General features: G+C 41.3%; 20 protein-coding genes. All 20 read right to left on the bottom strand.

Going from position 1 to position 21711, the window contains the following annotated elements:
• Window positions 1-64 precede the first annotated feature (64 nt).
• Window positions 65-6931, bottom strand: a complete 6867-nt coding sequence (locus INF28_RS13160) for a MutS N-terminal domain-containing protein (protein WP_450100360.1) — start codon at window positions 6929-6931, stop codon at window positions 65-67.
• A 15-nt stretch (window positions 6932-6946) separates the two neighbouring features.
• On the bottom strand, window positions 6947-7981 hold the full coding sequence (locus INF28_RS12000) for a phosphoadenosine phosphosulfate reductase domain-containing protein (RefSeq protein ID WP_226393693.1): 1035 nt from the start codon (window positions 7979-7981) through the stop codon (window positions 6947-6949).
• 23 nt (window positions 7982-8004) lie between these two features.
• Complete coding sequence (locus INF28_RS11995) at window positions 8005-8157, bottom strand: hypothetical protein (protein WP_226393692.1); 153 nt, start codon at window positions 8155-8157, stop codon at window positions 8005-8007.
• An 87-nt stretch (window positions 8158-8244) separates the two neighbouring features.
• A complete protein-coding gene (locus tag INF28_RS11990; RefSeq protein ID WP_226393691.1) occupies window positions 8245-8619 on the bottom strand; it encodes a hypothetical protein in 375 nt (124 codons plus the stop codon).
• Between the two features lie 47 nt (window positions 8620-8666).
• A complete protein-coding gene (locus INF28_RS11985) occupies window positions 8667-9212 on the bottom strand; it encodes a hypothetical protein (protein WP_226393690.1) in 546 nt (181 codons plus the stop codon).
• 4 nt (window positions 9213-9216) lie between these two features.
• Entirely contained in the window at window positions 9217-10260 is a 1044-nt protein-coding gene (locus tag INF28_RS11980; protein WP_226393689.1) for a hypothetical protein, read from the bottom strand.
• Window positions 10261-10448: 188 nt separating this feature from the next.
• Entirely contained in the window at window positions 10449-10649 is a 201-nt protein-coding gene (locus tag INF28_RS11975) for a hypothetical protein (RefSeq protein ID WP_177626302.1), read from the bottom strand.
• 10 nt (window positions 10650-10659) lie between these two features.
• Complete coding sequence (locus INF28_RS11970; protein ID WP_226393688.1) at window positions 10660-10914, bottom strand: hypothetical protein; 255 nt, start codon at window positions 10912-10914, stop codon at window positions 10660-10662.
• A 6-nt stretch (window positions 10915-10920) separates the two neighbouring features.
• The gene (locus tag INF28_RS13130) at window positions 10921-11037 is read right to left on the bottom strand and encodes a DUF3789 domain-containing protein (RefSeq protein ID WP_177617381.1); all 117 of its coding nucleotides are present in this window, start codon (window positions 11035-11037) and stop codon (window positions 10921-10923) included.
• Window positions 11038-11039: 2 nt separating this feature from the next.
• A complete protein-coding gene (locus INF28_RS11960) occupies window positions 11040-11963 on the bottom strand; it encodes a ParB/RepB/Spo0J family partition protein (protein WP_226393687.1) in 924 nt (307 codons plus the stop codon).
• A complete protein-coding gene (locus tag INF28_RS11955) occupies window positions 11923-12738 on the bottom strand; it encodes a ParA family protein (RefSeq protein WP_226393686.1) in 816 nt (271 codons plus the stop codon). The genes INF28_RS11960 and INF28_RS11955 overlap by 41 nt, the downstream gene beginning before the upstream one ends.
• A gap of 1 nt (window position 12739) precedes the next feature.
• Complete coding sequence (locus INF28_RS11950) at window positions 12740-12925, bottom strand: hypothetical protein (protein ID WP_226393685.1); 186 nt, start codon at window positions 12923-12925, stop codon at window positions 12740-12742.
• A gap of 18 nt (window positions 12926-12943) precedes the next feature.
• Window positions 12944-13954, bottom strand: a complete 1011-nt coding sequence (locus INF28_RS11945) for a DUF6017 domain-containing protein (protein ID WP_226393684.1) — start codon at window positions 13952-13954, stop codon at window positions 12944-12946.
• 59 nt (window positions 13955-14013) lie between these two features.
• Window positions 14014-14499, bottom strand: coding sequence for a helix-turn-helix transcriptional regulator (locus tag INF28_RS11940; RefSeq protein WP_226393683.1), 486 nt, complete (start codon window positions 14497-14499; stop codon window positions 14014-14016).
• Between the two features lie 416 nt (window positions 14500-14915).
• Window positions 14916-15107, bottom strand: coding sequence for a hypothetical protein (locus INF28_RS11935; RefSeq protein ID WP_226393682.1), 192 nt, complete (start codon window positions 15105-15107; stop codon window positions 14916-14918).
• 283 nt (window positions 15108-15390) lie between these two features.
• Window positions 15391-17361, bottom strand: a complete 1971-nt coding sequence (locus INF28_RS11930) for a glycoside hydrolase family 3 C-terminal domain-containing protein (RefSeq protein ID WP_226393681.1) — start codon at window positions 17359-17361, stop codon at window positions 15391-15393.
• Window positions 17362-17388: 27 nt separating this feature from the next.
• Window positions 17389-18918 (bottom strand): extracellular solute-binding protein, encoded by a 1530-nt coding sequence (locus tag INF28_RS11925; RefSeq protein ID WP_226393680.1) that lies wholly within the window; start codon window positions 18916-18918, stop codon window positions 17389-17391.
• Between the two features lie 236 nt (window positions 18919-19154).
• Window positions 19155-20045: a carbohydrate ABC transporter permease gene (locus INF28_RS11920; RefSeq protein ID WP_226393679.1), complete on the bottom strand. Its 891-nt coding sequence runs from the start codon at window positions 20043-20045 to the stop codon at window positions 19155-19157.
• Window positions 20039-20998, bottom strand: a complete 960-nt coding sequence (locus INF28_RS11915; RefSeq protein WP_226393678.1) for an ABC transporter permease — start codon at window positions 20996-20998, stop codon at window positions 20039-20041. Before INF28_RS11915 ends, INF28_RS11920 begins: the two co-directional genes overlap by 7 nt.
• A gap of 17 nt (window positions 20999-21015) precedes the next feature.
• The coding region (locus INF28_RS11910; RefSeq protein ID WP_226393677.1) for a hypothetical protein at window positions 21016-21711 on the bottom strand (696 nt) is incomplete at its 5' end.

The raw sequence follows: 21711 nt of genomic DNA, 5'->3' as shown, positions 1-21711 counted from the left end.
CAACATGCGATTGTCCCCTTTGAGTTTCCTCGCCAGGTAGGTTGGTCGTTCCCATTATTCACTTTTAATAATGTCCCCCTGCGGGGGAGATACACTTTTGCGCGTAGCAGCGCACTATTTTCAGCATATTGTCAACACTCGGATCGACTGTCCTTTTACGCACTTCCTCAGCTCGTTCGCCAAGCTCCGATACCATATCCTTTTGAAATTCGGTAGGCTCTGCGATTTCGTTATGATATTCCACCTCCGGCACAGGCAGATTCAGCATATCCGCCGTCTGAATATCGGCAACCTCTTTGAACATTGCAATGAGTTCGGGCAGATTAAAGAATTTTGCAAACCTTGTTTTCATACGATAACCACTGCCTTCGGGTGCAAGCTCCATTGCCGATACAGTTTCGCCAAAGGTGGACGCCCACGCATCAAAATGCTGTAAACCTCTTTCTTGGAGCGATTTATACTGCAAATATCTCTGCATAGTATAAAGTTCAACCATTGAATTACTCACCGGAGTTCCCGTTGCGAATATGACACCTTTGCCGCCCGTAAGCTCGTCAAGATACTGTGTTTTCATAAACAGGTCGCTTGATTTCTGTGCTTCGGTCTGTGCGATGCCGCCGACATTTCGCATTTTTGTGTAAAGGAAAAGATTTTTGTAATAATGTGCTTCGTCCACAAATACTCTGTCAACGCCGATTTCTTCAAAGGTAACAACATCGTCCTTGCGTTCTTGGTCATTAAGTTTTTTTATCTTTGCTTCAAGTCCTCGTTTGGTCTTTTCCATTTGCTTTACGGTGTAACGCTCCGCATTTTCGGTTTTTGCCTCGATTATTCCGTTAATAATCTCGTCAAGCTGATTTTGCAGTATTGTTTTCTGCCGTTCAGCCGACATCGGTATTTTCTCGAATTGCGAATGACCGATAATAACGGCATCATAATCACCCGTTGCAATTCTGCCGCAGAATTTTTTGCGGTTTTTCATCTCAAAATCCTTTTTTGTTGCAACAAGGATATTTGCCGCAGGATAAAGCTGCAAAAATTCGCTTGCCCATTGCTCGGTCAAATGGTTGGGTACTACAAACAGCGATTTGTTGCAAAGTCCGAGCCGCCGTGATTCCATTGCTGCCGCAACCATAGTCCAAGTCTTGCCGGCACCGACCACATGACCGAGTAAAGAATTGCCGCCGTACATAATTCGTGCAACAGCGTCCTTTTGGTGTTTCCTCAGAGCTATTTCGGGATTTATCCCGTTGAAGGTTATATGGCTGCCGTCATACTCACGGGGACGGATAGAGTTAAACCGAACATTGTAGATTTTACATAGGTCATCACGCCTGTCGGGGTCTTTCCATATCCAATCCTCAAAGGCTTGCTTGATTGACGCCTGCTTTTGCTGGGCGATGGTGGTTTCCTTGATATTCAGCTTTGCAACCTTGTTACCGTTTTCGTCGTAAATATAATCAAAGATACGCACATCACGCAGATTAAGCGAATCCTCAATAATTTTATAAGCGCTGATACGGCTTGTACCATAGGTGTTGGTAGCCTTAACGCCCTTATCGGCGCTCTTGCCTTGAATATTCCACTCACCCGTAAGATTTGAATATTTGACCTCGATTTTGCTTTGTGCATAATAATTCGGCGAAAGAAGCTCAAACACAAACTCCTCGATATACTTTTCGGGTATCCAAGTCGTACCGAGCTTTACGGAAATTTCGCCCGGCGTTAAGTCTTTCGGCTGTACCTTTTGCAGATATTCCGCATTGATACGGTATTCGGAGCTGTCTTTTGAAAACTGCTCCGCTTGACTTAATTTTTCACGAACATTGCCCGAAAGGTATTCATCGGCAGTCAGATATTTCGGTTCATATTCCGGCGATATTTCGTGCTCGGGGTTTAAGAATATAACGCCGTGTAAGTCCTCATACAGCTGCTGTTCGGTCTTACCCGATAATTTCTCCATAAAGGCAATGTCTATCTTCGCTTTTTCTGCAAGCGACACCGCCAATGCTTCATCAGCCGTATCAACCTTTGTTACCTCGCGTTTGGCTCTTATGGTGCGTTTTGTAAACATATCCGCTTTACGCTCAAGCTCTCCATATTCGTCCAATACCTCCAATGAACAAAGCAGAAAATAACTGCTGTCCTCCGAAAAGGCAAGAGAATTGCCACGGGAATTGATAAGTCCGTATTTCTTTGTGTAGTTATCATAAAGCGTGTTTAGCTTTGCCTGCTGTGCCTTAATTTCATCATCGGAATAGTTTTCCGTCTGATACTCGATTAAAGTCCTCACACAGTCCCGAAGCTCTATCATACCTTTAACACGGTTTTCAGCCGTTGCGTTCAGTTCTACCTTACGCATTATACTGTTTTCACGGAAATATATATTACCGTCAACAACCGTAAAGCTGAAATTACGCACGGCGGGATCCGCCGGGATAGTTACCTCCTCATCATTTGAAATATCGTCAAATTCGTATTCGGTAATCTGTGCGTGTATGTTCTGAATTGCTCCGTCAAGCTGCTCGGCAAGAGAAATATCCTCATTCGGCTCACAGGTAAGCGTAGGACCGAAAGGACCGCTGACTTCTTTGAGTTCGCCCATAACCATATCGGGATTATCAAGAAAATACTTATTTACAAACTGTCCCTCGCTAAACTCACCGACTTCAACCCATTCGGGCATTATATCTGTCATACGCTCTCTTTTTTGCAAAAACAGAATATCTGCCGTAACCTCTGTTCCGGCGTTTTTCTTAAAGGTGTTGTTCGGCAAGCGAACAGCGCCGATTAAATCGGCTCTTTGAGCTATATATCGACGCACCTTTGAAGTACGCTTATCCATAGTGCCGGAGGAGGTAATAAAGGCAATAACGCCGCCCGGTCGCACCTTATCCAAAGTTTTCGCAAAAAAGTAATCGTGAATAAGAAAATTATGCTTGTTGTATTTCTTGTCAAGCAGCTTAAAATCACCAAAAGGCACATTGCCGATTGCCACATCAAAAAAGCTGTCGGGAAGCTCGGAGTTTTCATAGCCTTGTATAGCAACGGAATTTTTCTGATAAAGTTGTCCGGCAATTCTGCCCGTTATACTGTCAATTTCCACACCATACATTTTGCTCTCGCTCATACTCTCCGGCATAAGTCCCATAAAATTCCCGATTCCGCAGGATGGTTCCAAGATGTTGCCCTGCGTAAATCCCATATTGGAAAGCACCTTATACATTGCCTTGATTACAACAGGCGGAGTGAAGTGTGCCGTGAGCGTTGATGCTCTTGCCTGCTCATACTCATCGGGCGAAAGCGTTGTATATAGCTCCTTAAATTCCTCCGACCAATTTTCTTTGGATTCGTCAAATGCGTCTGCAAGACCGCCCCAGCCGACATACTGTGATAATATTTCCTGTTCTTCTGGAGTGGCAAGACGGTGTTCAAATTCAAGCTCGTGCAAAAGATTTACGGCTTCAATATTCCTCTTGAATTTCTCTTTCGGTGTACCGTAACCGAGTTCATCGTTTGCAATTTGGAAATTTCGCCTTTCCGACAACGGTATTTCGGGATATATAACCGTGTTTTGCACTCTCTGCGGCTTTGCCTTTTGAAATTCCGCCGTTATCTGCGGCTTGGTCTGCTCGGCAATAATGCCTTTCACAAAATCTATGCTCTCGCTTCGGAATATGGGAAAGCCTGTGCTGTTTTGAAAGGTTATATCCTTTAACGACACCTTATTAAAATCGGTGTTCACACTGCCTACAACAAATTTGCGGTCATCAATGGTGAGTTCCGTTCCGACAAGAATTTCGGCATTTTCCTCCGGCTCTGATATTTGCGGTGTTTCTGCTTGCTTCGGCTCATTTTTCGTTTGCTGTGCCTGTTCTGGTATAATCTTATCTGCCGACAGCAGTCTGTGCGAATTTCTGTTTTCATCGGCAATTACAACATCATACCCGGCATAGAGCAGCTTGTTTGCGTATTCGTCAAGAATATGCTTCGGAAATCCGCACATTTTGTATGTGTTATCCTCAATTTGTTTTGAGGTTAAGACTATATCAAGCACCTGTGCCGCATTTTCCGCATCTTCACCGTAACTTTCGTAAAAATCACCGAGAGGAATAAGGGCAACGGTTTTTGAGCCGTTATCGTCCTTGTGAAGCTCTGCAAGATATTCGGAAAACGGCTGCTGCGGCTGCTCCTTTGTTATGGCGTTGTATAACTCTATCTCGTTTTCAGTTATATTGTAATTTTCACCATAGTCGAGCTTCATTTCAACGCCGCCGACAAGCTCTTGTTTTTCCTCGTCCGACATCTCTGCAAGCTGTTCCGGTACGGTTTCTTCTTTGACCTCCTCAATTCTGTCGATATGCGGGAACAGGTTATATTCGCCGTTCACATATTGTTCGAGGTCTTGTACGGCTTTTTCTCTGTACGGATAGCTTCGTGCGTCAGAGGGAGTTTCCGCAAGCAGGTTTTTCAAATCCGTCAGCATTGTCTTTGTATGCGTTGTATTACCTAACTTTTCAATAATGATGTTGGTTGCGTTGGTATATTCCGAGCCGTATGGATACGGCATAACCATACCTTCGGTTATGTCATACGCATAGGCACGCCGGATAGAATGTGCAACTTGTTCCTTTTCGTAATTCGGAATGTTTTTGATTTCCGCTTCATTTAAGTAATTACGGCTTTTTATGAGCCTGTCAATACGCTTTTCGGCCTCGTTCCATTTAAGCGTGATTTTCGCATACGGCTTTGTCAAATCGCCGTGGCTGAATAAAATTCCTTTTCCGTCGTGAGTTTCGTTGCTTTCTCCGACATAACTGCCGCCGATACCGTATTCTTTTTTCAGAAACGCTATTCGTTCCTTTTTGTCGCTGTGCGTATCAAAGAAAGTGTATATGCGATACTTGCCGTTTGATACGATACCGCCCCTTTGAAGCAGCTTATCAATTTCATCATTTGAAATAAATCGCTCCGGCGGTGTGTAGGTAAGCTCCTGTGCGGAAAAAGTTTTCCTTGTTATATACAAGTCAGCAAGCATACCGTTCACGATATTGGGATTGTTATATCTGTAATGGACTATATCCTTATTTTCGGCATACATATCGCATAGTTTCTGCGTTACCGTCTTTATTTCGTCCAAACCCTCCGAAGCTTTCAAATGCTCCGCCATACGCTCTACCTTGTCGGGAAAAACACCGTCAAGCCATTCTTCTTTAACGACAGATTTTAATTCTGGATATTTTTCATCATTCAGGTTTCTGTTAAGTTCAATAAATCTGTCCGCAACCTTGTTATACTCATATTTGCTCATTTGCAAAAGCGTGTCTTTCGGTGCAAATCTGCCCAAGTCCAAAAGCTCGTCAATTCGTTTTGCGGCGTTTTCCCAAGATATGAGCTGTGAGGTGCTTGTATTTGCTCTGTCCCCGTAGGATATGCGTATGCCGTCGGTGTTCCACCAAGCCGATACCTTTCGCCCGTCAAGGACAAAGCCTTTGCCGTCGGTCTTATACAAATTTTTAAGAAATTCCGACTTGCTTTCAACAGACTTATCCTTTGAAAACTCAATGCAGATTTCGATTATACTGTCCTTGTCATTTGTGCCGTCGCATAAAACCTCGTCAATTACTTGCTGCGGCATAGAAAAAGCAGCACCGAAAATTTCGTGTGCTGCTCTCTGTACGGTTTCCCTCTGTTGTTCTTCTGTCGGAATGAGGTCGAACAGACTTAGCTGTAAACCACCTCCGGCAGTACGATTTCTTCCGCTGAATGGAGTAGGTTGTTCATCAGTCCTGCCCACATCATCGGGTCTTCCGCTTTCAGTTCCTCGTTCACGCCCTCTGTCTGTGCCAATTTCCGGACTATCTTCTGTATCTGCTCGGTCGCTGATGTCTGTACTTCCAGCAGATGCTCCGTTATCTTGCCTGTTATCATCAAGCTCGTGTATAGGCTCGGTCTGTGATTTTTGAGGAATTTCCTCCGCATCTGTCCGTATTTGCCTATCTGTGCTTCGGTCTGCGGTGCTGTCAAGTTCGGTATCAGATACCCGTTCACTTGTGTGTATGTTATCTCTGTCATAATTATCCGTCCTTTCATTATTTATTGTCGGTGCGTCTTTTTCTTTGACTTCATTATACACCGCATTTTCTTTTTCCGCAAAATTTTTTCGGGCATTTATTTCTTCACGGACCTCCGCACGGATGGTTTCGGAGATATTCCGCAGCGTTTCCTCCGATATGCTTGATACCGCATTACCCAAAACCGAAAGTGCCGGAATTGTGTTGAAGTTCATAATATGCGGAAAGTCCTCACGCTCAAAAATGTTATCTGCGTTAATTCCGAGCCTTTGAAGTACAATATATGCAATGCTTGATTCCGCAGTCCGCTGAAACTCCACATCAATATTAAGCTCGTCCAAGCCGTCCAAAAAACTGTTTTCTTTTGCGTATTTAAGCTCCGAAAGATAGTCGGCTTTACTGTCCTCAACTGCATTTTGTGCCGCTGAAAGAATTGCGTCCGTAATACTGCTTTTATTTTTCAGCTCACCGAATGAATTTTCAAGCGTTTCAATGATAGCTTCATCAAATCGGCTGTTATACCTCCATAGCCGCACTCTTGTATTGTCAAGGCTATGCGTGTCGGAAATATCGAAAACATAGTCAAGATATTGTCCTCTGTCGCCCTCACGGAGCAGGGCAATACCTTTAGCGCCACGGTTTATCCAAGACTTTAACCGTTTATTCCAAACATCAATGCTTGCACACGCCGTTGCGTCCGGGCGTTGAGCATAAATAAATAGCTGGTCTTGAAAGGAATATTTATATTGCCACGCCGCACTTTTCAAAAAAGCCGTCCAATTCTCATAGTCGGCAAGGCTTTTGCCGATTTCGTTCGACAATGCAGATATATTTTGCAGCTTGCTCGCCATTTGCATTTCACCTCCAATTTGTCAGTATGCAAGACCGATATAGTCGCATACCTCTTTATAATTCAGTTTGTCAAACAAGTAGTTGTATATTTTCGGGTGTGTTATTTTAAGCTGTTGCAGTCTGTTTGGCTCTCCGTCGTTTTGGCAACCAAACAAACAGCCTGTGCAGCCTGTTCTCTGACACCCCGTAAACCGCAATACTCCGTTTTCCTCTGCAATATCACCGTATATTGAGCAGTACGGGATTTTTGTTATTTGTAAATATCGCATAATATCCTGTGAAGTCCAAAAGGAAAGCGGTGTCGATTTCGGTGTTGCGGAATTAAAAGCATTACAACCGTTTTTACGCCATACATATTCACGCAGTTTGCTTTCCTCCGCAAGTGTTCCGACTATATTCACACAGCCCGTATCTTTCAGATATTTTTTTACGGGTGCTTTCTTCAAGTGATAACAACAAGTATCGCTTATCTTAAACGGTGCGTCGATTAAATGCTGCCATTGTTTAGGAATATAGTATCTTGCCTTTTGCGGCAACACACCCGTTTGCAGAAAAGTATCCGCCGTTTTATGTGATAAGCCGAGCATACATTTCCAAAACGCAAACGGGACGGTTGAAAAGTTTTCTCTTATCCATTCCGCAGGTTTTAAGTGTAAGCCTTGTTTATATGCTTCATAGCAGCCGTCGTATGACTTCACACGGTGTATGTAATTTGATACCTCTTTTGAAATAACGGGATAGCCGTACTTTTCTATAACATTAGTGTAATTCATTTTTGGTGTGATTATATCCACATTATCAAAGCCTTTGACAAACCTAACAATTTCGGGATATTCCACTGTTGTGTTTACAAATACTGCTCCGATTTCGGGATATATTCGTCTTGCAAGGTCTAAAAGTACAAGGCTATCTACGCCGCCGGAAAACGACACCTTAACTTTTCCGTTAAAATGCTTGTACCATTCCATTATGCGAAGCTGTGTAACCCGTACTTTTCTTTCAAGCGACCAGCTCTGCATAATCTGTAAATCTTTATATGTATATATGATAAACACCTCCGTCCGTAAATTATTTGCTATTAGCCGTTATCTTTTTGAATAGGCACATATTTTGTGCAAGTTTGTCCGTTATGAAATTCCATATACGGACACATAGGTTCGTGTGGGTCAAGTTTCAATGCGTCCGCACCTGTTTTGCAGTTCGGACATAATTGTTTTTTATCATCATTCATTTTTTATCGCTCCTTTTGATTTTTTGCATAGAAAAAGAGCATTGAAATTTGTGGTTTCAATGCTCTTATCGTGTTTGCTATTAAATTTTATCTGCACATCTGCATCGGCTCACGAAGCCGCTTTGCCATTTCAATGCCCTCGGCTGCTGTTGTGATTTCGCCGTTTTCTATCATTTCGATAAGCTCCGCACGGTGTTTTGCATTTAAGCAATACACGCTCCGGCACAGCCTTTGAACAGTTCCGAGAGTATCACGCTCGGTGTTGATAAGCGTTTTCACGATTTCGCCGACTTCATCATTTGCGTTAAGCTGAATTTGAAGTGTGCGGCGATTATCGAGGTATATCATATTCGGCACAATAAGTATTCCGATGTTCTGCAAGCTGCTGCGGAGTTCGTTTTCTCTGCAAGTCATATCCACAAGCAAGTTATTTGTGATAAAATTTATTTTCGCTGTCATCATAAAAATCACGCTCCTTTTTCTGTACTTTTATTATACAATAGTTTCGATTATCTTTCAAAAATTTCTTGTTTTTGTTTTTTGGAAAATTCCCAGCCGTACACCTTGCCGATTTCATCGCCGAGCCTGTGCGTCAGCCTTGTAATATCAGCTCTTGTTGCCGTTCCGTTATACAGTTTTTCTTTGAAATTTTCTATCTGATAATCCGAAACGCCGTTTTTGAAGGTGCGGTACAGATAATGATTTGTTCCGTCGTGATGAATTGCTCTGCACCGAAAATCGCCTTTTTTATCAACATACCATTCGTTGTAATCACATTCTGGACATAAGCAATCACGGATATTTCCGCTTTTTATTGTTTTATATCCGGAAAATCTGCCGTTCCATAAGCCGAGGTCTGCTATAACAATAATTTCTCTCGGAAGCTGTATGTTAAGATTTGCACGCTCATCATAAAAGTTCATTTCATTGCTTTCGCACATCTTTTCATATAGGAAATCTTCGCTCGCATCGCCATATATTTCGGTTAAGCTGTCCCGCCAATCCTCAAGGTCAAGATTTATATCGGACCATACTATATGTTTTTCTTCAGCCATAATATCATCTCTCCGTTTCACGCTCTGTTTTGCTCTTTTCGGGTGCGGCATATTTTTTGAGTGCGTTCATTGTTTTAAGCGTGCAGCCCTCAAAATCCGCCTTGCTTTCCATAAAGTGTTCCGCCGTTTCTCTGAAATTCTTTGTCCCGACATCACATAATGTGCCTTTGGAAATTCCCTCAATGTGAGAGAAGAAGTCCTGCGGTTTCTTATATAGCTTTGCAGCTTCCAAAATATCATCTTTGGATATTGTAAGCTCAACAAACTGACCTCCGGCATTTGCATCGGGGTTATAATAAATCTCCGTAACACCGTTTGTGGTTTTGTAAAACTTGTCCTCGTCGATAGCATCGTAGTGTTTCTCAACAAATTTCAAATCCTTGTAGGTCTGCAATGCTTGTTTATCATAACAATAGATATATGCGTTATATGTATTTTTTCGTGGATCACACCGTATGTAAAATACATTTTTATCTGTTGTTACCTTGTAGCCGCAAACATCCTTGTCGCTTGCAAGTCTTTCAGCTTTTAGGTCGTATGCCGCATTGTGCATTGCAACCCTGCTTTTGAGAATAGGCGTGTCCGCTTGAAATCTGAGGTAGTTTACAACATTATCACATTCAAGAGCAAAATCGGGAGTATGATATTTTTCATAATTCTCTTTGTTTTCAAGCAGTGAATCAGTCTGCAAACGCTCATCAACGGAATTATCAAAATAACAGCGGATATAGCAGACGCAGCCACGATTTAATTCTTCATTTTTGCTCGGTGCAAAGGTGTATTCAAATTCCGACTGCTCAATTTTTTCAAGCTTATATCCCGGTGTGTCTTTCGGGCGGTATGTACTTTTGCCACGCTCCATAAGCTCGGCAAATTCACAGATGTGAAAAACATTATATCCGATTTTTGTATGATAATCGTCAATATATGTGCATTTCCTGTCTGACATAGAGCAGTCAGAAAATTTAACAGTAATGCTTTCGCCGTCTTTTATTCGGAAAAGCTCGTTGTAATGACTGTCTATGAAGCGTATTTCTTTCTGTTCCATTTTATCCGTATCCTTTCATATCGTTTTTGTGCCGTTTTGCGTAAATGTCCGCATAATCACAGGGCGGATATTTTTTAAGGTCATCACGGTACTTTTTATGCGTTTTATAAAATTTACATTGTTTGCTTTTACACACAACCTCAGTTAGAACCGTGCAATAGTGGTCATTGCGGTATGCAAAGCAATCTTCATTCGTCATTTGGTGTATCACCGTCCATATCTTTAAGGCGTATCGTACTGACAATTCTGTATCCGTGCCTATTTGCAAGAGCCTTTAATTCAGCTATGAGGTTTCGCCGTTCCTCACGCCGCACAGCTTTCATTGCTTCATAGGCGGTAATGTCAGTACAACCGCTGCCGTTAAGTCTGTCGTTTATCTTTTCGCACAATCACTTCACCTCACCGTTCATTCGTTTTAGGCGGCTTCTTCATAACCTCAACAGCCTTGATTTCATCAAGCGCCCGTCTGCAAAAATCTTTTTGTGCCGCAAGCAGATTTGTAAAATAATGTCCCCAAAAATAATCGTCTTTGCCTTTGCATTGCCAAGTTACAAAGCTATTCGGATTCTTTTCGTGAACACCAAGCACAAATTCAGCGCCGCCGACCGTTATTTGATTTACAATAATAAAGCCTTGATTTTTTCGCCATTCCATAATCAATCACTCCGTTTCTTTTTTGTCAGCTTGCCCGGCAGAGATAAAGCAACACATAAATACAATGCCAAGAAAGCCGCCGACTGCAACACCGGATAGGAATATAAGTATAAGTTTCAACATATTTATCGCTCCATTTCATTTTCCCGTTGCCTGCGCCATTTATCAAGCAGTTTCAAGATAATTTCCTCCATTTTTGCTTTTGAATAACTTTTCGGGAAGTATTTTTTTAATTTTTCCTCGCCAAGCGTAATTTTAACCGTTTCGGGTTTCTGTTCCATCATAATACTGTCAATTACGGCATTACTCAAATTTCCCTCCTGATGAAATTTTCGCATTTTCCGTGCCTGTGCGATAGAAGGAGAGGTTTCCTCTTTTTCAATGGACTGCATAACTGCCGCTTGCTCCGTTGAGCCGAGATAAGATATTTCAACGGCGGCGTTCATTGCAATTTGGTTATTATCCACCATATCCAAAATTGGATCTATGAGATTTGTTAAGCGAATATATCGTTGTATTTGATTTTTGCTTTCCCCGACTTGCTCTCCTAAAATTTCGCTTGACTGCTTACCTTGAAAATTCAGCCCAATTTGGTCTGAATTTTCTTTTGACGGTCTGCCGGCTTTTCTTTTCATAGCTTCCAGCTTCATTTGATAGGCAAACGCTTTTTCGCTCGGCAAGATATGTTCTCGCTGCAAATTACTGTCTACAAGCAAAATTGTTGCCGTATCATCATCGAGATTTTTTACCACAACGGGAATATCGGTTATTCCTGCAAGCTCACACGCTTTCACTCTGCGATGCCCCGAAAGTATCTCATAACCGCCGTCCTTATGTGGTCTTGCGATTACGGGTGTGAGTACGCCGCATTGCTTGATACTTTCCACAAGTGTGTCCATATCTTCGTCAAGCTTCACCTTGAACGGCTGCTCCGTAAACGGTTTTAATTCGGATATGGGAACAGGCTTTATTTCTTCGGTGTTCCGCTGTTCCTCGCTCTGAAAAATACTATCGTATGATTTCAGACTTATGTTTAGTCCGTTGCTCATTGTTCATAACCTCCTTCGTTAGATTTCTGTACGCATCGGCAACCTTACCATTTTTGTCGTAGCTGTAAATGCTTTTGCCGACCGCAGAGGTTTCCGCCGCTTTTACCGAAAGCGGTATTTCTGTCTTGAAAACTTTTATATTACTCCCATAAGTCTTTCGGATAAGCTGTGATATATCCTTTGCAAGATTTGTGCGACCGTCAACCATAGTCAGCAGTATTCCGTTGATTTTAAGCGTCTGGTTAAGCTGCCGTTTAACCTTTGCAACCGTACCAAGTAATTGTTCAAGCCCTTTTGCCGGAAGAAAATGCGACTGCACGGGAATGATTACCTCATTTGCTGCCGTGAGTGCGTTTATGGTCAGCATACCGAGCGACGGAGTGCAGTCTATCAGCACATAATCGTAATTGTCCTTTATCTGTGAAAGATAATTTTTCAGCACACGCTCACGGCTCATAATGTTTACAAGTGCCGTTTCCATTCCCGATAATTCTATGTTTGCCGGAATAAAGTCCACGCCTTCTTTGTGGTGCAGTATGCCTTCATCTTTTGCAATAGGCTGTTCTCTGATAACCTTTTCCATAAGGTTTGAAATTGTAACCGACAATTCATCGGGATTGGGATAACCCAAGCATTGTGTTAAGCTGCCCTGTGCGTCATAGTCGATTAAAAGCACCTTTTTACCCTCGTTTGCAAGTCCGATACCTAAATTTACGGTAGTTGTCGTTTTGCCTGTTCCGCCTTTCTGATTTGATATTGCGATTATTTTACTCATATTAAATCTTCCTTTCATTTTCTAATCTTGATATAAGCATTTCTCCGTCAAGCCGTGTTAAGGCACGGAACCATTCGGAACGAAAAAAACGCTTGATTTCTGCTCTGCATTGCGGCGAATATGCGTGTCTGTAATCTTTTACCGCTTGCAGAATTATGGCATTTGCCAGCAGTTCGATATTTTCCACACACACCGCCTCCGATTCCTATACATTTGCCATATCGTGCTTAACTCTTGCCGAAAACCAATTATCCGCCGTTTCAAACGACCGATAAATCGTGGTAATTAAAAATGCCCGGATATTCCGGACATCTGATGTGTTGCTACGCAGGGCGAAGTCTATATATTCAATATGCGACGAGTCAATTTTCAAAAATCTGCTCTTTACAACCTCGTGAGGATATTCCTGTTTGTTTATGCGGATTGTCGGCTCGTCGCTGCATACCACATCGACCATAATTGCCACAATTTCATCAAGCCACGCCTTACTGTACCTTTCCGAGATAATGTCATAGTCAATGTTTTTCTTGATTAGCTTTTCGTACTTTCGCCGATTTTCTATCCATCGTATCGCATCAATGCCTTTTGGTGCAGGCAAGGGAGGAGAGTTATTCTCATTTCCACGATTGATAGGATATGATATGATTTCAGTATCGCTCGATTCAGTATTATTCTTTTCAGTATCGTTAAAATCAGTATTATTATATTTATTATTATTTGGTTTCGATTCTCGAAAGTCTGCACTTTCGATTTCCGAAAGTCTTGAATTTCGATTTTCAAAAGTCTTGACTTTCGATTTCCGAAAGTCTGGAATTTCGGTTTCCGAAAGTCTTAAATCTCGGTCATTATTTTCGCTTATATAAAACTTTTTCAAATATATAATTGCAGGCTTGCCTTGTCCTTGCTTTTTTCGTTCAATAAGACCGATACCTTTTTCGCCATCAAGCTCCGCAAGCAGCTTTGTAGCTTTTTCTGTTCCGCAGCACATTTGCTCCATAACATCATTTGTTGTAAAGAATATGTATGCCCGGTTTTCATCATCAACCCAACCGTTGCGTATAGATAAACCCATACGGTCAAGCATAAGACCATATAACAGCTTTGCACTGTCCGACACTCGTTTGAAAGTAGGGGAAGTTACAAGTATTTTTGGTATTCTGTAAAATGTAAATTGTTCAGCTTCATTGCCGTAAAAATAATCAAACTGTATTGGCATATAAAAACACCTCCATTCTTAAAAACTTGGGGTGCTGAATATCTCAACACCCTGTGCAATTATTGTATTATTCCGATAGTGCGAAAATCAGATATATGCTCCTCGGATTTTCTGATTATATTTGCATAATACGGAGATAGCAAAAAATCTATTAAATCATCTTTTGCCACTGCAAATCTCTTGCGGACAACAACGCCGAGTATTTTTTCGCTGTTGATCCATTTTCTTATTGATTCTTTTCCATAACCCGTTATACTTTGTATATCTTTCGCCCTTATTAAATCTGGATAGTCTTTTAGCTTTTTTCTGTAATACCGTGAAATCATTTCTTTTTGCTTTTCCGAATAATGACCTTTTTCAGCCTGTTCACGCATATATTGCTGCACTTCACAAAGCGGAATTTTATAGTAATGCAAAAGACCATCACAACATTTTTCAAAATTTAATTTTTTGCTTTTCAGCAGTTTATACGCTGTTGATTCGCTGATATTGCATATTTGACACAGTTCTTGCTTCGTAATATACTGTTTTTCTGTAATATTCATTGCCATTCACCTTATTTTTTAATGTTCAATGATAGGTGAATGTTTGAGTTCCCTCAAAGTTCCCTCATTTTTGCAAAATTCCATTCAAATGTGAAAATTGCCGCAATCCCTTATGCTATCTAACAATAACAAAAAAAGAGTGCCGAAAACGCCGATTTTATGCGTTTTCAGCACTCTTTTAACTTCCGATATGTTCTCATATTTTCCTCCAAAGTACAATAACTTCTGATTAAGTCAAAGCACTCGAAATCAGTTGACGGGCAACCGTCCGTGGGTTCGAATCCCACCCACTCCGCCATTTACGAGGCTTTCACATATTTGAAAGCCTTTTTTATTTTGCCTCAGGTCAAGGACTTTAAAAACGTAACGCTCAGCTTGAGAAGGAAAATCCCATTTAAAAAAAGGGATTGCCATCTTCACGCCACACTCACACAACGATTAGATGCTGTTATAAGCTTCGGTTCCAGCGCAGCATAAAAACCCTTTGCCGGATTCTGCAGGTTAACAGAAGCACTTATTATAAACACTTCTCCGCCGTCCCTGCTCCCCTGGCGCAGGAAAATCAATATATTGCTTCTCTGATTCTCCTTATTTATGCTGACTACCATAATGTAGAGTTGGTTATTTCCACATTCAAAAAGCTTATGAAAAAAGAAAGGCTCCCTATGGCCTTGTTCCATTCCGACCGCAAAACCTACCATTTTTTACAGGAGCTACATCTGTCTGTTTTTGAATATATTGAAATCCCATACGTCTACATGGCTCCCTTGGCATGCTTACTCCCAATCAGGCTGAACTTTTCTATTGGGAGTAAGCCTAAACTGCCACTATTCTATTTTCCTCATTCCGCTGTATACTGTTTTAATGATGGTCCATAGGAAGAACGGTACATTATAGTACAATGCGTTCTAGTTTATCCTTTTGAAAACCGCACCCACCTATCAGTATCTCCTCCTGCATCGCTGGGCTTATAGGGAAAATCACCGTTTTACTTTCTCCTTTTCGCAAAAAGACTCGATGAAATGCCACTAAACATTGACAGGAATACACTTGTACAACCTCTTCACCATCATATGCTCCAGTATTGGTCACTACTACTTCTACATGATTATCCCGTATTTTTACATCATCATACGTAAATGTTGTATAACTCAATCCATATCCAAATGGATAAAGCGGTTTTCCCGTAAAATAACGATAGGTTCGATTTTTCATAGAATAATCTTCAAAAGGAGGCAAATCGCTTTCATCCGCATAAAAGGTGATGGGAAGCTTTCCACTAGGATTGTAAACACCAAAAAGCAGTTCCGCTATCGCTCTTCCTCCTTCGCCGCCTGGGTACCACGCCTGCACAATAGCGTTAACGTGTTTGTGCGCATAAGAATAATTCATGGCGCTGCCTGTCATAGAAATCAAAACCACCGGTTTGTTTATCGCAACAATTCTCTCAAGCAATTTCTGTTGAGAAGACGGTAGCTGCAAATCCCGCTTGTCTCCGGAAGAATATTGATTGCTCCTATCTCCTTCTTCTCCTTCCAACTCAGCATCCAATCCCAAACAGAGAATGACCACATCACTAGTACTTGCTACCGTAACTGCTTCTGAAAGACGATCTCCAGGCATTGCATGATTTTCCATATAGTCTTTATACAGATGACAACCTTCGCAATAATCTACCTTCTCCTCACCCAACATTTCATAAATTCCTTCTAAAACTGTTGTAAACTTTTTCGGCGTACCGCTATAATTTCCTAATAGCACACTCCGACTATTCGCATTTGGGCCAATCACCGCCACTTTACAGGTGGTCGAAAGAGGTAAAATACCATCATTTTTCAGCAATACCATTGATTTGCGTGCTGCTTCCAATGCAAGCTCCCTATGCTCTTTACAAGCAACTACTTCGTAAGGAATATCATCATATTCTGTATGTTCAAACATACCCAGCTTGATACGAGTTGTCATCAATCGTTCCACAGCCGTCCGAATATCTTGTTCAGTAATCAGTCCTTCTTTTAACGCCAATAACATATTGAGATATGTGGTACCACAATTCAAGTCACATCCATTTTTTAATGCCAAGGCCACGCTTTCCGTTGCCGTTTTTGTTACATAATGGTGTTCATGAAAATCATAAATAGCCCAACAGTCAGAGACAAAATAACCCTCAAAGCCCCAGTCTTCCCGCAGATATTTTTGCAGCGTTGGACTACCGCAGGCTGGCTCGCCATTCACACAATTATATGCACCCATCACACCTTCTACTTTGGCCTCTTCTACCAGCGCACGGAAGGCAGGAAGATAGGTTTTTTCCATATCTTCCTTGGTTACTTTCGCATTAAAATAATGTCTGTTTTCTTCCGGCCCGCTATGTACCGCAAAATGCTTGGCACACGCTGCACATTTCAAATGCTCACCCTCTCCCTGGAGCCCTTTTACAAATGCAACCCCCAAACGAGAGGTAAGATACGGATCTTCCCCATAAGTCTCATGTCCCCGTCCCCACCGAGGATCTCGAAATATATTGATATTGGGAGACCACATAGTCAATCCTTTGTAAATATCCCTGTCTTCCTGCTTGATTGCCGCATTATATTTGGCTCTGGCCTCTGTAGAAATAACATCTGCAATGTCATATATCATCTGCTCATCAAAGGTTGCCGCTAATCCTATAGCCTGTGGAAATACAGTGGCTATCCCTGCACGCGCCACGCCATGCAGGCCTTCGTTCCACCAATTATAAGCCGGTATTCCCAACCTTGGTATGGCAGGTGCATCATAACGAGTTTGACTTGCCATCTCCTCCACGGTCATCTTTGATACCAATTCCTTTGCTCTTTGTTGTGCTGTTTTTGTGTTCATGTTTCTAACCTCATTTTAATCATTCCATTATTTCTGAGAGGCAGCTTCCAGCATTTCCGCAGTTTCCTGATCGGCTTCCGCAGTTGCAGGCAAAAATTCTCCTTCAATAAAGGATTTTAATTCCTCCAACGTAATTTCTCCTGTTACATATTGTATTTCCATTTGGTCACGTTTTTTAAACAAATCAGGATTATTTGCCTGCAGTGTAATGTACTTAGGCGATGTAATTGTCGGGACATTTTTTTCTGTAGTTACCGATAAATACCGCTCTAATTCCTGATTATATTTCTCCAATTTTTCTGGAGTATCGCACAAGCTGATATATGCGGGCTCTCCCTGATAAGTGACCGCAAAAGGTGTATACGAACTCATTTCTTTACGGCATTTTTCTGATTGCTCTTCTGTCCGAATTAATTCCTTCGTTTCGGGAGTATAGGATTCATAATGTACCCCTTGTACCCCAATATTGGTTAACAACCAACCTTCTTTTGAATTACAATAATCAATCAAACTGAGGGCAGCATCTGCCACCTTAGAGTCTGCCGCAATGGCCCAACATCCCCATATAGCTGGAGGAAGATACTGTATAACTTCTCCCGTATTTTGATCTTTTAACGGAGCATAAAAACTATAATCCGATATGACCTGCTCTGTGGGCGCTTTACCAAACAAACCTTTTACATTCCCATCATGACCGGACATCATGCCAATCCGATTTTGTAAAAGTTTATCTGTAGATTCGTTTGCTTTGTTAATAAAAAATTCGGGATCCATCAGTTTTTCTTCATACAATTTACGCATAAAGGTCAAATATGGGTAATATCCCTCAAATTTTTCTTTAGGTTTATATTGCCCGTCCGCATCAGGCCGGTTGGCATATTGCTGCATATTAAATGCACTCATCAAAAAGTACTCTCCCCATACGCTGGTACCAACGGTATTTTGCGTGCTTGGAGAGATGGCATATGTGTCATTCGCACCATTTCCGTCCGGATCCTGTGTCGCAACAGCTTTTGCATATTCATAAAATTCATCCAATGTTGTCGGAGCTGTCATATTTAACGTATCCAGCCACTTTTGATTAACTACATAGCCATAATGACTAATAATGTTGGGCTTGGGTACAGCATTAATTTGTCCCGTACTTGGAGCTTTCACAATTTCCCACAACTCATCCGTAATATTGTTCTTAATATTAGGATATTGATCAATTTTATCATCCAAGGTTAAAAATAGCCCATTTTTTGCCCAGGTATCATAGTTATTATCTGTCTGGAAAATATATGTGATATCAGGCAAATCTCCTGAAGCCATTGTAATCTGGAGTTTATCATTATAACTGCTGGGAGGTGGTGCTTCAATTTCCAGATTAACATTTGCCGCATCTTCAAGCGCCTTAACAGCATCATTATTTTTATCAAACTGAACCTCCGCATTCACTCGTGTAAAAATTCGAATTGTTGGTCTTTCTCCCGTAGTGTTCCCATTGTTTCCGCATCCTGAAAGAAGTACTGCGCTGGTCATCACGCCTATTACACCAATCCATAATCGTTTCATACTAACACTCCTTTGTATTGAAATATTTTATATTATTTTTCATGCATATTGACTATCCCATTTTCCACTGCCAAACAATATTGTTGGGTCAGAAATCACTGTTTATGAAGATCTATGCCCTTTTTTCTTCCGTATCTATTCAAAACTTTTACCCTAATTGCCTTGTCTATAGAGCAAGAATAGGATTTGAAAAACCATACGGCTTAGCTTTCTTAAGCCAATCAGATTAATGCGGTCTACTCCTTGACTCCACCTATGGTAAGACCTGTAACAAAATATTTTTGTAAAAAAGGATAAACACATATAATAGGCACAATAATAACAACAATCATTGCCATTTGTATTGTAAACGTCTGTGCCATATCCTCTTCCGCAACCACGTTTTGAATCGCACCTGCTCCGCCTTCAAAAACCATCTCTCGCAGCACAAGCATAAGCGGCCACTGATCGCGCTGTGTCAGAAATATAACTGCATCGAAAAAGGAATTCCAATGGTTGACTGCACACATAATCGCAAAGGATGCAATGGCAGCTTTAGACAATGGCACAATAATACGCCATAATATTTGTAATTCATTGGCTCCGTCTATAAGCGCAGCTTCCTCTAAACTATCCGGAATATTTCCAACAAAATTTTTCATTAAAATTAAATTGTATGCACTAATCGCACCAGGCAAAATCAAGGATCCTAAAGAATTAATTAGTCCCAGTTCCCTTACCAGATAATAACGAGGTATCATTCCTCCCGAAAACAACATGGTAAATAAAATCATCCATAAAATGATCTTTCGTCCCTTTAAATCTGCCTTTGATAATGGATAAGCAGAAATGATCAAAAGGGTCAAATTAAGCAATGTACCTACAATAGTTATAAACAAAGTGTTGCGATATCCCGAATACAATAATGGAAATTTTAAAATTTCTTTATAGGCACCGAAATCCAGCTTAGAGGGAATCATTTTTACAGGGTTTTCCAAATATTCACTGTATGGCATAACAGAATAGCTTATGACATATAAAAATGGAAAAATACATGCAAAAGCAAACAGTATAACAAAGGTGTATACCAAAACCATCATAATGTGATCTTCCCATGAGGTTTTTATTCTATTCTTTTTTCTTACCATAATCCATTTTCCCCCATCATTTTTGAGATTCGATTGGTACAAACAATGAGCACAGTACCTATTACCGACGTAAACAATCCCACTGTAGTGGCAAACGAATACCTTCCTCCTATAATACCAACTCGATACGTATAGGTTTCAAAAACTTCAGAAACACTTAGATTTTGTGAATTTTGTAATACCAATATTTGTTCCGAGCCATTGCTCATAATGGTCCCTGTCCGTAAGATAAAGAGCGTAACAATGGTTGGGACAATGCACGGGAGAGTAATGCGGTAAAGCTGCTGAAAGCGATTCGCTCCATCAATGCGGGCAGCTTCATACAATTCCGGATTAATCGCAGTCAAAGCTGCAAGATACAAAATCGTTCCCCATCCAGCCTCTTTCCAGATGCTGCTTAAAACAACCATCCATTTAAAATATTTCTCTTCTGCCATAAAGAAAATGGGTTCCACGCCAAAAGATCCAAGAATTTTGTTTACCACGCCCCACGTTGGTGATAAAAAGTTCACTAATATGCCGCCAATAACTACCCAAGATATAAAATGTGGCAAATATATAATTGTTTGTACCGTCTTTTTAAACTTCACCATCCTTATTTCATTAATCATCAAAGCCAACAATAACGGCATAGGAAATCCGAACAGCAAACGCAATAGACTAAGCGTTAATGAATTCTTTAACACACTGTAAAAATCCGGCAACGAAAACATGTATCGAAAGTTTTCTAGGCCAATCCAAGGGCTGTTCCAAATTCCTTTTCCGAAATCAAAGTCTTTAAATGCCATCACAATACCATACATCGGTACGTAATGAAATAAAATAAAATAAATTACACATGGCAATAACATCAAGTAAAGGTATTTTTTCTTATTGAAGTATTGCAGGGCTGTAAGATTGGTTGTTTTTGCACCATTCATCTTCCCTGCTTTGATTGTACTTTTTGTTCTCATATTGTTTCCTCCCTGCTTTATTGAGCATGCAGTGCCAAAGACTGATCCAGAAACAACTTGCCAGAATCCGGGTCAAAAGATGGAGTACGACCTTTAAAAGCTTCAATAAATGCATCAAAACTTCCGGATTCTTCCGCACTGGAAACCTGACAAACCCACGCCGACTTTAACGCATTGGCCCGATATTCCCGTCCCAACGTTAAGTCGCTATAGGGTTCTAGTTCCTGGCTGCACCAAATCCCAATATATCCATCTCCATGCCTGCCAAACAACCATTGCCCTTCCAACCGCGTCTCTTCAAAAGTATCTGTCGTAAAATACAAATGTGTAAAGGGCGTTCCTGTATCTGCCGGAAGGTCATATATTTCCATCACGGTATTTCCTTCCATATGGCATGTTGGCGCCGTCTGTTCCCCATACCAGTATCCCGGTCTCTGGGTTGAACTCTCCGATGCTGCTCCCGGATGTGTTACAAATGCCTTGGTGTCTCCACTCAGTGATGCTTCCCACAAATGATATTGATACAGCAGGTTCCCTGGCACAAATTGTGATGCTAACGTTCCCTGTGCCTGTGTCGGTACTTCACTTCCTGTGATAATATAATCTTTTCGCCGACATATACTCAGTGTCGCTCCTCCCTGCTGAAACTGCATGTCAATATCCTTACTGATCCACTCATCAAGATCTGCCGGCGCACGATACGTTGACGTTGC

This window comes from Ructibacterium gallinarum, assembly GCF_014982785.1.
Classification (GTDB): domain Bacteria; phylum Bacillota; class Clostridia; order Monoglobales; family Monoglobaceae; genus Ructibacterium; species Ructibacterium gallinarum.
The sequence above is the reverse complement of the archived record's forward strand: the minus strand, read 5'-3'. Positions and strand labels throughout refer to the sequence as shown.

Excerpts from the sequence above, each read along its gene's own strand:
- INF28_RS11925 (WP_226393680.1), bottom strand. The coding sequence starts at position 18,918 with ATGAAACGATTATGGATTGGTGTAATAGGCGTGATGACCAGCGCAGTA.
- INF28_RS11995 (WP_226393692.1), bottom strand. The coding sequence starts at position 8,157 with ATGAATGATGATAAAAAACAATTATGTCCGAACTGCAAAACAGGTGCG.
- INF28_RS11915 (WP_226393678.1), bottom strand. The coding sequence starts at position 20,998 with ATGAGAACAAAAAGTACAATCAAAGCAGGGAAGATGAATGGTGCAAAA.
- INF28_RS11940 (WP_226393683.1), bottom strand. The coding sequence starts at position 14,499 with ATGAATATTACAGAAAAACAGTATATTACGAAGCAAGAACTGTGTCAA.
- INF28_RS13160 (WP_450100360.1), bottom strand. The coding sequence starts at position 6,931 with ATGCAAATGGCGAGCAAGCTGCAAAATATATCTGCATTGTCGAACGAA.
- INF28_RS11930 (WP_226393681.1), bottom strand. The coding sequence starts at position 17,361 with ATGAACACAAAAACAGCACAACAAAGAGCAAAGGAATTGGTATCAAAG.
- INF28_RS11920 (WP_226393679.1), bottom strand. The coding sequence starts at position 20,045 with ATGGTAAGAAAAAAGAATAGAATAAAAACCTCATGGGAAGATCACATT.
- INF28_RS11970 (WP_226393688.1), bottom strand. The coding sequence starts at position 10,914 with ATGGAATGGCGAAAAAATCAAGGCTTTATTATTGTAAATCAAATAACG.
- INF28_RS13130 (WP_177617381.1), bottom strand. The coding sequence starts at position 11,037 with ATGTTGAAACTTATACTTATATTCCTATCCGGTGTTGCAGTCGGCGGC.
- INF28_RS11955 (WP_226393686.1), bottom strand. The coding sequence starts at position 12,738 with ATGAGTAAAATAATCGCAATATCAAATCAGAAAGGCGGAACAGGCAAA.
- INF28_RS11945 (WP_226393684.1), bottom strand. The coding sequence starts at position 13,954 with ATGCCAATACAGTTTGATTATTTTTACGGCAATGAAGCTGAACAATTT.
- INF28_RS11985 (WP_226393690.1), bottom strand. The coding sequence starts at position 9,212 with ATGGCTGAAGAAAAACATATAGTATGGTCCGATATAAATCTTGACCTT.
- INF28_RS11935 (WP_226393682.1), bottom strand. The coding sequence starts at position 15,107 with ATGGTAGTCAGCATAAATAAGGAGAATCAGAGAAGCAATATATTGATT.
- INF28_RS11980 (WP_226393689.1), bottom strand. The coding sequence starts at position 10,260 with ATGGAACAGAAAGAAATACGCTTCATAGACAGTCATTACAACGAGCTT.
- INF28_RS11960 (WP_226393687.1), bottom strand. The coding sequence starts at position 11,963 with ATGAGCAACGGACTAAACATAAGTCTGAAATCATACGATAGTATTTTT.
- INF28_RS11990 (WP_226393691.1), bottom strand. The coding sequence starts at position 8,619 with ATGATGACAGCGAAAATAAATTTTATCACAAATAACTTGCTTGTGGAT.